The 10,605-nt window shown below is 29.2% G+C and carries 10 protein-coding genes and 1 tRNA gene; 9 read left to right on the top strand and 2 right to left on the bottom strand.

Going from position 1 to position 10,605, the window contains the following annotated elements; translation table 11 throughout:
* Positions 1-135: 135 nt before the first annotated feature.
* Both L8W55_RS00770 and L8W55_RS00765 read right to left on the bottom strand, forming a co-directional pair.
* A tRNA-Ile gene (locus tag L8W55_RS00770) sits at positions 136-212 on the bottom strand.
* A gap of 52 nt (positions 213-264) precedes the next feature.
* Positions 265-1,374 (bottom strand): FtsW/RodA/SpoVE family cell cycle protein, encoded by a 1,110-nt coding sequence (locus L8W55_RS00765; RefSeq protein ID WP_214118031.1) that lies wholly within the window; start codon positions 1,372-1,374, stop codon positions 265-267.
* A 72-nt stretch (positions 1,375-1,446) separates the two neighbouring features.
* Here L8W55_RS00765 and L8W55_RS00760 point away from each other — a divergent pair, with 72 nt between their 5' ends.
* Genes L8W55_RS00760 through L8W55_RS00720 form a run of 9 tightly spaced genes read left to right on the top strand, consistent with a single transcriptional unit; the run spans position 1,447 to position 10,602 of the window.
* Entirely contained in the window at positions 1,447-2,409 is a 963-nt protein-coding gene (locus tag L8W55_RS00760; RefSeq protein WP_087685598.1) for an RluA family pseudouridine synthase, read from the top strand.
* The gene (locus tag L8W55_RS00755; RefSeq protein ID WP_263676877.1) at positions 2,363-3,577 is read left to right on the top strand and encodes a ferrous iron transporter A; all 1,215 of its coding nucleotides are present in this window, start codon (positions 2,363-2,365) and stop codon (positions 3,575-3,577) included. Before L8W55_RS00760 ends, L8W55_RS00755 begins: the two co-directional genes overlap by 47 nt.
* Entirely contained in the window at positions 3,577-4,767 is a 1,191-nt protein-coding gene (trmB, locus tag L8W55_RS00750; protein ID WP_263676876.1) for a tRNA (guanosine(46)-N7)-methyltransferase TrmB, read from the top strand. The genes L8W55_RS00755 and trmB overlap by 1 nt, the downstream gene beginning before the upstream one ends.
* A 32-nt stretch (positions 4,768-4,799) precedes the next feature.
* Positions 4,800-5,456, top strand: coding sequence for a cell division ATP-binding protein FtsE (locus L8W55_RS00745; RefSeq protein WP_039625813.1), 657 nt, complete (start codon positions 4,800-4,802; stop codon positions 5,454-5,456).
* Positions 5,443-6,249: an ABC transporter permease gene (locus L8W55_RS00740; protein ID WP_214099480.1), complete on the top strand. Its 807-nt coding sequence runs from the start codon at positions 5,443-5,445 to the stop codon at positions 6,247-6,249. The genes L8W55_RS00745 and L8W55_RS00740 overlap by 14 nt, the downstream gene beginning before the upstream one ends.
* On the top strand, positions 6,246-7,421 hold the full coding sequence (locus L8W55_RS00735; RefSeq protein WP_214135110.1) for a murein hydrolase activator EnvC family protein: 1,176 nt from the start codon (positions 6,246-6,248) through the stop codon (positions 7,419-7,421). Before L8W55_RS00740 ends, L8W55_RS00735 begins: the two co-directional genes overlap by 4 nt.
* A gap of 55 nt (positions 7,422-7,476) precedes the next feature.
* Complete coding sequence (pyrH, locus tag L8W55_RS00730; RefSeq protein WP_039628219.1) at positions 7,477-8,202, top strand: UMP kinase; 726 nt, start codon at positions 7,477-7,479, stop codon at positions 8,200-8,202.
* 8 nt (positions 8,203-8,210) lie between these two features.
* Positions 8,211-8,429, top strand: a complete 219-nt coding sequence (locus tag L8W55_RS00725) for a DNA-directed RNA polymerase subunit omega (protein WP_039618002.1) — start codon at positions 8,211-8,213, stop codon at positions 8,427-8,429.
* A complete protein-coding gene (locus L8W55_RS00720; protein ID WP_263676875.1) occupies positions 8,413-10,602 on the top strand; it encodes a RelA/SpoT family protein in 2,190 nt (729 codons plus the stop codon). The genes L8W55_RS00725 and L8W55_RS00720 overlap by 17 nt, the downstream gene beginning before the upstream one ends.
* Positions 10,603-10,605: the final 3 nt, after the last annotated feature.

Below are 10,605 nucleotides of genomic sequence, written 5' to 3'. Positions count from 1 at the left end.
TAATTTAGGTGTAAAATAAATTATTATTATGGTTGTTTATATAATATACAAAAAGCTATTTTTGAAAATATAAAAACTCTTTTTTAATATTTTGAATATAATTTGCCAAAAAAACACTCGGGAGTAAAAAATAAATGGTGGATTTAGCAGGACTCGAACCTGCGACCAACCGGTTATGAGCCGGTTGCTCTAACCAACTGAGCTATAAATCCGCCAAAAGTTAAAATAAAAATGTTATTATATCTTTATTTCCTTAATTTAAATTTAGAATTTTATTTTTACCGCTTTTTCTATTGCTAAATATCTAAAGGTTATTAAATTTTGTAAAATTCCAAAGAAAATCATAAAGGTAGCAAAAGAACTTCCCCCATGACTAAAAAATGGCATAGGTATGCCAACAACGGGGGCAAAACCTATGGTCATTGATATATTTACCGCTACATATATAAAAATAAACAAAGCAATGCAATTTGTCACTACTCTTGTAAAATAATCATCTTTGAGCTTATAATTTAAACTCAATAAATGAAAAATGAGTAAGGTATAAAGCAGTATGATTACAACTGCACCGATAAAACCAAATCTTTCAGACAAATATGCAAAGATAAAATCACTCGTAGAAATAGGTAAAAATTTAAAATGTGTTTGTGTGGCTTCGTCTGCTTTTTTTCCACTCAAACCACCACTTCCTATTGCAATGATGGATTGTTTTACATGGTAACTTGGCTCTTCAGCTAAGAAATCATGAATTCTTTGTTTTTGATAAGGTTTTAAAAAATCACTATAAATAATAGGTGAAGCTATAGCTATAGCTAAAAAAATACTAAGCCAAATTTTATAATTTACTCCTATAATAAAAAGTGTTCCAAAGCCTACTATTAAAAGTACTAAAGCTGTTCCTAAATCAGGTTCTCCTGCTATAAGTAAAAATGGGAGCAAAATATAAAAACTTAGCTTTAAAAATTGTTTTAAACCATAACCATTATGAGGTGGTGGGTTTTGATAAATCAAATAAGCTAGCATTAAAATAAAGGAGGGTTTGAAAATTTCAGAAGGCTGTATGGTAAAATGTGTAAAAGGTATTTCAAGCCATCTTCTAGCTCCAAGTTTTTCAACACCAAAAATATCCACACTCAAAAGCAAAGCTATATTGATCCAATATAACACGGGTATAAGCCACATTAATCTTCTTAAAGGTAAAAAGAAAAAAAACGCAAATCCTGCAAAACCTACTAAAGTATAGATAAATTGTTTTTCGGCTAAGCGTGTATTTGCTTCATAAATTAAAAGAAAAGATATAGCTATGATAGGCAACACTAAAAGAGGTTGAACAAAATCAAAATGCGTTAGAATTCTTCTATCAAGTTTTATCAAAGCTAACCTTTTTTACAAAATATTGTGTAATTATATGTTAAAATTGCAAATTTTATCACAAGGAAATATAATATGCTAAAAATTTCATCACTTTGTGAAGAAAGATTGGATATTTTTTTATCAGATATACTTAAGCAAAGTCGTTCGCAAGTTGCTAAACTAATCAAAGAAAATTGTATATATATTAATGAAAAATTAGAAAATAAAAGTTCTAAAAAAATAAAACAAAAAGATGAAATAAGTATTTTTTTACCTTTAGTAAAAGAAGCTAAAGAAAGCTACACGCCTGAGTTTGACATAGAAATTTTATATGAAGATGATGATGTTTTAGTTTTAAACAAAGCTCCTAATGTCGTTGTGCATGGTGCAAGTAGTGTTAAAGAAGCGACTTTAGTGGATTGGCTTTTACATAAGGGCTATGCTTTATCAAATTTAAATGGAGAGCATAGAGCAGGGCTTGTGCATAGACTTGATAAGGGCACAAGCGGAGCTATCATCATAGCTAAAAACAATCAAGCACATCAATTTTTAGCAAATCAGCTTTTAGATAAAAGTATGGGTAGATTTTACCTTGCTTTGAGTGAATTGCCTTTGAAAAATGATAAAATGAGCAATGAAAAAGCTATTATGCGTTGTCCCAATAATAGGCTTAAAAAAATTACTACAAACACTAAAAATCCTTTAGCAAAAAATGCAAAAACAGATTTTATAAATTTATTAAGTGCTAAAAACTGCTCTTTAATAGCTGCTAAGTTATACACAGGAAGAACCCATCAAATCAGGGTGCATTTGGCAGATTTTAATCGCTATATTTTAGGAGATGAATTATACGGATATAAAGGAAAAATAAAGTATAATAGAGTAATGCTTCATGCGTATTTGATTTATTTTATTCATCCTAGGACTAAAGAGTTAATGTTTATAAAAGCTCCTATGTTTGATGATTTTTATCAAATTTTAAAAGAAAATTTTACACAAGGAGAGATAGATGAAAAAACTTCACTGGATTATCTTAAGTTCTGCTTTGGCTTTTAGTGCTTGTAGTACAACTATGAGTTCGCCTCAAATTGCTCAAGTAAATGATACTTTACCAAAAATTTCAAGCATTAAAAGTATAAGTGATATTACAAGTATAGCTTTTGAATGGGAACCATTGTATGATCAAAATATAGCAGGATATTATATTTATAGGGCAAATGCAGCTGGTGCACCTATGGAGCTTATAGCAAAAATCAAAAATAAATTTCAAACTCATTATACTGATACAAATTTAGATCCAAATACAAGATATTATTATTCTATGAAAACCTTTAACGAACTTGGACAGGTTTCTCAAGATGGTGTGAGTATAGAAGCTTTTACAAATAGAGTGATTGATCCAGTGCCTTTTGTGCAAGCTATTGTAGGTTTGCCAAATCGTGTAAAAATAGTTTGGAGACCACATCCTGATGTAAGAGTAAACTCATACATCATTGAGCGTGCAAATATGAAAGATATGAAATTTAAAGAATTAACTAGGGTTAAAAATCGCTTAAGTGCTGAATATATAGATGATTCACTAAAGCCTGATGAGAGTTTTCAATATAGAGTCATAGCTTTAACTTATGATGGCATTAAAAGTACTCCAAGTAAAATAGTAGAATCAACCACCAAAGCACTTCCTCCTATGGTAAGTAATTTACAAGCAAGTAAAGACGCGCCAAGAAAAATCATTTTAACTTGGGATAAAATTGATTATGCTGATTTTGCTTATTATAAAATTTATTCTAGTTCAACTACCTTTTTACCTTTTAGCGTGGTAGCTAAAACTTCTGAAAATACCTATGAAGATGTAGTTAAAGGTGTGGCTGAAAAAAGATATTATAAAGTGAGTATGGTCGATAAAGATGGCTTGGAAAGTCCTATAGCAAGTGAGCCTGTAGAAGGTATTACCTTAGGGGCACCATTAGCACCAAGTATTATTTTATGTGCTGTTGAAGATGATGGTATTAGAGTTGAATGGGTTGATAATGATGATAGAGCCAAAGAGTATATAGTTAAAAGAAGTGGAGGTGGAAGTAATGCTGTGTTTAAAGAGATTAAATCTAAGCAATTAAAAGACATCACAGCTGTTCCTGGAAAAGTATATAGTTATGAAGTTATAGCTATCGATGCAAATGGTATAGAATCAAAAGCTTCTGATAAATTTACAGCGGTGAAATAATGCCAAATTTTAAGTGTAAAATTCTAAAAGAAATTCAACTTCCTTTTGAAAAAGATGGGGTTGAATTCTTATGGCTTGCTAAAGGTGAAAATGTAGACTTGCTTTTTACGCGTATAAAGCAAGAAAACTTTTTTTTGCAGATTAAAAAAGATGAAAAAAAACAAGAATGGCTTATTAAAGGTGAAAAACACACTAAGCCTTCGCAAATTGGATATTTGCAAAAAGCTTTACTTGTGTTTAAAGAAAATTTCACTCAAGATGTAGTTTGTGAAGCTGTGGCGTTAAAACATACAAGGTTAATCCAAAAAACCCCTTTAATTGCCAATGATTTAAAAGAATTACTAGAGCAAATAAAAAACAAAAAGCAAATTTTTATTGAAATAGGCTTTGGAAGTGGTAGGCATTTGCTTTATCAAGCAAGATTAAATCCTGATGTTTTGATTATAGGTATAGAAATTTACACCCCTGCGTTAGAGCAAGTAGCTAAACTTGCCTTAAGTGAAAACTTAAATAATGTTTTATTAATAGAAACTGATGTAAGATTATTACTAAGCGTACTTGAGTCTAACTTGATAGATAAAATCTTTTTGCATTTTCCTGTTCCTTGGGATAAAAAGCCTCATCGTAGGGTAGTCGGGTTAAATTTTGCAAATGAATGCGCTAGGGTTTTAAAAGAAAATGGACAATTTGAACTTAGAACAGATAGTTTTTTGTATTTTGATTTTACTTTAGAAACTTTTTTAACTTTTTCGCATTTAAAAGCTTTAATCAAAAAAAATGAAAATTTAGAAATTTCAAGCAAATACGAAGATCGCTGGAAAAGACAAAATAAAGATATATATGATTTAATCATTAGTGGTTTTAGCAAGAGTGAAAGTTTAAGCAAGGATCAAAAATTTGTCATTGAAGATTTAAGATTAAACGCAGAAGAATTAGCTTGTATAAAAAAGAATTTTAAAAATGAAGTTTTTAAAGGTGAGGATTTTTTCTTACATTTTGAAAAAATGTACATTAAAGATGATGAGCTTATCATCAAAATAGCTTTTGGCGCTTTTTACAAGCCTGAACATGTTTATATAGCTTTAAACACACAAAAAATAGAATTTATCTTTGAGCAGCCTTTTAAAACTAAAGAAAATTTAAAAGCTATAGAAAAATTAAGAGAAATATTGTATTCTTATATCAAATAATAATTTATAAAATAAATGAGGAAAAAGCAGTGATGATAGAAGCTAAAAAGCTTTGTCTTGGTTATGATGAACTTGTTATAGAAAATGCTAGTTTTTCACTAAAAGATAATGATTTTGTTTTTATTACAGGAAAAAGTGGCAGCGGGAAATCAACTTTGTTAAAATCTTTCTATGGAGATTTAGAGCCAATAAGCGGGAATTTAAAGGTTTGCAATAATGATTTAGTAGATATTTCTAACGCTGAGCTTTTGCAGCTTAGGCAAAAAATAGGAATTATTTTTCAAGATTATCGTTTGGTGCAAGAATTTAGCGTAGAAAAAAATGTAATGCTTCCTTTGATGATTAAAGGTTATAGCAAAAACGTATGTAAAGAACAAGCTGCAAAGCTTTTAAAGCATGTAAATTTAACTTTCAAAGCTGATAAAAAGCCAGCTCAGCTTTCAGGTGGAGAGCAACAACGCGTGGCTATGGCAAGAGCTTTAGCACATAATCCAAAATTACTCTTATGTGATGAGCCAACGGGAAATTTAGATGAGTATTCTTCAGATATTATATGGACTTTATTAAAATCAGCTAGAGAAATACTTGGAACTTGCGTGGTTGTTGTTACACATAGAATTCCTACTAATTTAAGACTTGATTATCGTCGTTTTAATATAGAAAATGGGAGAATGAATGAAATCTTTTAAAAATCATCTTTCTTTGATATTTGCTTTAATGGTAATGATGTTTGCTTTTGAGTTTTTAATCATTACAAACAAAACTATAGAGCATTATGAAAAACTTTTAAATAAAGATTATAATATTATTTTAGTAGGAAAAACCCATTTGGATAAAAAAAGCATAGAAGATCAAGTAAGTCATTTTCAGTCTTTAGAAATTTTAAATCCAAATGAAATGATAGACAGACTTAAGAATGATATATCGGCTAAAAACATAGAGGTTTTAAAGGCTACATTGCCAAAATTTTATACTTTAAAACTTAATAAACTTTTGTCAGAAGATGAACTAAATGCTTTAAAAGATAAGCTTTTAAAAAATCCTAACATTACTAAAGTAGAAACTTTTGCAAAAACGCATACAAAAATTTATAAACTTTTGGTTTTAGTGAAATTTTTATTATGGTTTTTCTTGTTTATTATAATATTGCTTAGTTTTGTATTATTGCTTAAGCAAATGAAAATTTGGCTTTTTGAGCATACTCAAAGAGTTGAAATCATGTGTTTACTTGGGGCGCCGTTTTGGTTTAGATCTTTTATGCTTTATAAGATTGTTTTTATTGATTGTTTTATAGCATTTTTATTGCTTGTATTATTTTTTACCCAAGTTTATGATCTTGAATCCATTAAACTAGCTTTACAAAGTGTGGATATTAGCTTACCTAAAATAAGTATTTTCACGCATTTGTTTTTGATTTTTTTAGCAATGCTTTGTGTTTGTTTTGCTTGTGTGAATTTTGTAATGTTTAAGGTTAGAAAATGAAAAAATGCTTTTTGCTTTTTTTGTTTTCTTTTTCTGTTTTATTTGCAAATGAAATTGCGCAAAAGCAAAAAGATATTAAAGAAAATGAACGTATAGTAAAGCAACTTTCTAAAAAATTAGAAGATTTAGCTAGTGAAATTTTAGATAATGAGAAAAATTTAAAAAAAATTGCTTCAGAAATTAGCACTTTAACTTCAAAAACCTCTAAGCTTGAAAGCTCGGTAAAAACTCAAATAAAAGCGCTAGAACAACTTAATGCGCAAAATAAAGATCTTTTGCAAAATAAAAATAAAATCGAAGGAAAGATAATCGATTTAATTGCTAAAGATTTTGCTTATGATTTGGCAATTCCTAAAAATTATATTGAAAGCGAAGATAGTATCATAGCTTTAGAATTAGTTGGGGTTTTAGATAAAATTTTTAAGGAAGAATTTTACCAAATTTCAAAAGATTATGAAGATATAAGCAAAAAAATAGAAGAAAAGCAAACACAAATCACTACAATTAATAGCAATTTAAAAGCCTATAAAGATCAAATCGATGAGCTTAAAAATCTTAGAAAAAAACAAGAACAAGAAATAGCTAAGCAAAAAACAGATAAGGAAATTTATACTAGAAAACTTTCTAATTTACAAGCCCAACAACAAGAATTAAGAAAAACACTTAATAAATTAAAAATTATCAAAGAAAAAGAAGAAGAAAAATTAGCACAAAAAAAAGAAGATAAAAAGCCAAATTCAAACATAAAACAAGTGGGTTCAAGCTATCAAACAAGCAGTGTTAAGCGCTATAGTGGCCCTAAGACAATCGCCCCTTTAGAATCTTACACAGTAAAACAAAAATTTGGAAATTACATAGATCCTATTTATAATATTAAAATTTATAATGAAAATGTAGTTTTAAAAAGTGATAGTGCTAATGCTGCAGTGAGAAATGTTTTAGATGGTAAAGTGGTTTTTGCAAAAGCAACTCCAACTTTAAAACAAGTTGTGATTGTTGAAAATAAAGATGGTATACATACTATTTATGCACATTTAGATAAAATTGCACCTGGGGTTAAAGTAGGTAGAAATATCAAAAAAGGTTATATTATAGGCAGGGTTGAGAGTGATTTAACTTTTGAAGTAACACAAAAGAATTTTCATATTAATCCTTTAGAAATGATTAAATAAATTAGTTTTTTTTAATGCGAATTTTGATATAGTTTCAAATCAAAGGAGAAATTTAATGAACAATAAAAGAAAAAGAGTATTGGTTAAATTTTCTGGGGAAGCTTTGGCTGGAGAAAATGGGTTTGGTATAGAAAATTCTATTTTAAAATACATAGCTTCTGAAATAAAAAGCTTGATTAATGAAAATGTTGAAGTAGGTATAGTAATAGGCGGTGGAAATATCATTAGAGGGGTATCTGCTGCAAGAGATGGACTTATAAAAAGAACAAGTGGCGATCATATGGGTATGCTTGCTACTGTGATTAATTCTATAGCTATGCAAGAAGCATTAGAAAGCGCTGGGCTTGATGTAAGGGTTCAAAGTGCTATTCAAATGGAGGCATTTTGTGAAACTTATATCATGAGAAGAGCGCATAGACATTTAGAAAAAGGACGTATAGTTATTTTTGCTTGTGGTACAGGTAATCCTTATTTTACTACAGATACTGCTGCAACTTTAAGAGCGGTAGAAATTCAAGCAGATATGATTATTAAAGCGACTAAAGTAGATGGAATTTATGATAAAGATCCTAAAAAATATGATGATGCTATTATGCTAAATGAATTAAGCTATGAAAGAGCTTTACATGATAATATCAAAGTTATGGATGATACAGCAATAGCTTTAGCTAAAGATAATGCTCTACCTATCGTGGTATGTAATATGTTTAAAGAAGGAAATTTATTAAAAATCATTCAAGGCGATATGAGTTTATGCTCTATTGTTAAAAATCAAGATTAAGGATAAAAATGAGAGTAGAACAAATAGCTGCAAAAGCATTAAAAAAACTAAAAGATGATAGATACAAATTAGCTCTTGTAGTGGCTAAAAGAGCTGAAGAGCTTGCAAATGGTGCAGAACCTTTGGTAAATTTAGATAAAAATAAATACAAATATACCGACATTGCTTTACATGAAATAGCAGAAGATAAAATCGTTTTAGAGGGATTTATTGAAGCTAGTAAATGATGAGTTATTGTTAGATAAACTTGTTGATGATGTTAAAAATTGTAAGGATTTACAAAGAGCAAAAGAAATCCTTTTTATGGTTTTCCCGCAATCTGCTGTTTTAGAAAAAGCAGTAGATTTTTGTATCCAAAAACACGAAGGACAATTTAGAAAAAGTGGGGAACCATATGCGGTTCATCCTATATTAGTGGCTTCTTTTGTGGCTTTTTTAAGCCCGGTGCAGTCTATGATCATAGCTGCATTATTGCATGATGTGTTAGAAGATACAAATTGTAATGAAGAAGAATTAAATGCAAATTTTGGCGAAGAGGTAACCAAATTAGTTCAAGGTTTGACCAAGATAGTTAGTATTAGAGAAGATCATCTTACACGCTCTAATTCTAATGAAAAACTTGCAAAATCTGCTTTGACTTTTAGAAATATGCTTTTAGCTGGTGTTGAAGATGTGAGTGTGCTTGTAATAAAACTTTGCGATAGATTGCACAATATGCTTACTTTAAATTTTTTAAGAGAAGATAAACAAAAAAGAATCAGCGAAGAAACCTTGGTAGTATATGCACCTATAGCTCACAGACTTGGAATTTCAAGTATAAAAAATTTACTTGAGGATTTAAGTTTTAAGTTTTTATTACCTGATGAGTACGCACAAATTGATAATTATATAAATGCAAAAGATCAACAAATTCAACTTGGATTTAATGAATTTATTTCAAAAATAGAAATGCTGTTTTTAGAGAATGGTTTTAGACAAGGCAGTTTTGTTATACATAAAAGAATTAAACATAATTATTCTATTTATTTAAAGATGCAAAGAAAAGGTGTAGGACTTGATGAAGTTTTAGATCTTTTAGGTGTAAGAATTTTGGTAGAAAAAGTTTATGATTGTTATTTGGCCTTAGGAATTTTACATACGCATTTTAATCCTTTAATTTCAAGATTTAAAGATTATATAGCCTTGCCAAAACAAAATGGTTACCAGACTTTACACACAACACTTTTTGATGCAAAAAATATCATAGAAGCTCAAATTCGCACCTTTGATATGCACAAGACTGCTGAATTTGGTGTTGCAGCACATTGGAAATACAAAGAAGGAAATATAACAACACCAAATTTAGATTGGCTTGCAGATATTTCCATGCATGGCAAAGAAGAAGGAAATAATATACAAGATTGTGATGCTATTGAGCTTTATGAATATGCAAAGGATAGTTTATATATTGAGGATATAGCAGTATATTCTCCAAAAGGTGAGATTTTCACTTTGCCGCGTGGGGCTACGGCTTTGGATTTTGCATATGAGGTTCATACTAAAGTAGGGCTTCATGCAAAAACTGCTTTTGTTAATCGTATGAGAGTGCCGCTTTTAACTGTGTTAAAAAATGGAGATATAGTTAGTATAGAAACTTCAGAGGAAGAATTTTTTAGATGTTCTTGGATAGATAGTGTTAAAACAGGAAAGGCTAGAGCTAGTATAAGAGATTTTTGTAAGCAAAAGAAAAAAGAATTAAATAATAAAATTGCTATAAATCTTTTATCTACAGTATTTAATAAAGATTCTAAACTTATAGAAGAGTGGCTTGAAAAAGAAAAATTTAACAAAAAGCTCAGACAAATTGCCTTGGATTTTAATTATTTTAAAGAGGTAATTATAGCTCTTAGAAAATATATAGGGCAAAATCAAGCAGCTAAATTTGAGCAAAATGAGCAAAAATTTGAAAGTATAGTGATTGGTTCTAACTATAAAATAACCACGATTAATTTTGATTATTGTTGTAGGCCTAAAAGAGGAGATGAAATCATTGCTTTTAGACACTCAACTGGAGCAACGATACACCATAAACTTTGCGAGCAAGCAATGAAAATGATAGAAGATAATAAAGAAATGGTTTTTGTTTCTTGGAATGATAGCTCGATAAAAAGTTACAAAATCATCGTTTCTATAGAAAATAAAAAAGGTTCTTTAGCAGATTTTCTAACTACTTTAGCTAAAATGCAAATTAATGTTTTAAGTATTAATTCAGCTGATTCAGAGCCTGTGGTGGCAAATTATTTTGAAGTGCAGGTTGAATTACCTAATAATGTAGATGTTGAAAATGCAAAAGAAAGATTAAAAGCTAGATATAAAATTTTAGATTTTACATCTTTAAATGATGCGTATAATAATCACTAAAAA

The organism is Campylobacter sp. FU_520 (genome assembly GCF_025772385.1).
Taxonomy (GTDB): domain Bacteria; phylum Campylobacterota; class Campylobacteria; order Campylobacterales; family Campylobacteraceae; genus Campylobacter_D; species Campylobacter_D lari_C.
Note: the sequence above shows the minus strand (reverse complement) of the source record. Positions and strands in the feature narration are given on the sequence as shown.

Excerpts from the sequence above, each read along its gene's own strand:
- L8W55_RS00760 (WP_087685598.1), top strand. The coding sequence starts at position 1,447 with ATGCTAAAAATTTCATCACTTTGTGAAGAAAGATTGGATATTTTTTTA.
- L8W55_RS00755 (WP_263676877.1), top strand. The coding sequence starts at position 2,363 with ATGAAAAAACTTCACTGGATTATCTTAAGTTCTGCTTTGGCTTTTAGT.
- trmB (WP_263676876.1), top strand. The coding sequence starts at position 3,577 with ATGCCAAATTTTAAGTGTAAAATTCTAAAAGAAATTCAACTTCCTTTT.
- L8W55_RS00745 (WP_039625813.1), top strand. The coding sequence starts at position 4,800 with ATGATAGAAGCTAAAAAGCTTTGTCTTGGTTATGATGAACTTGTTATA.
- L8W55_RS00740 (WP_214099480.1), top strand. The coding sequence starts at position 5,443 with ATGAAATCTTTTAAAAATCATCTTTCTTTGATATTTGCTTTAATGGTA.
- L8W55_RS00735 (WP_214135110.1), top strand. The coding sequence starts at position 6,246 with ATGAAAAAATGCTTTTTGCTTTTTTTGTTTTCTTTTTCTGTTTTATTT.
- pyrH (WP_039628219.1), top strand. The coding sequence starts at position 7,477 with ATGAACAATAAAAGAAAAAGAGTATTGGTTAAATTTTCTGGGGAAGCT.
- L8W55_RS00725 (WP_039618002.1), top strand. The coding sequence starts at position 8,211 with ATGAGAGTAGAACAAATAGCTGCAAAAGCATTAAAAAAACTAAAAGAT.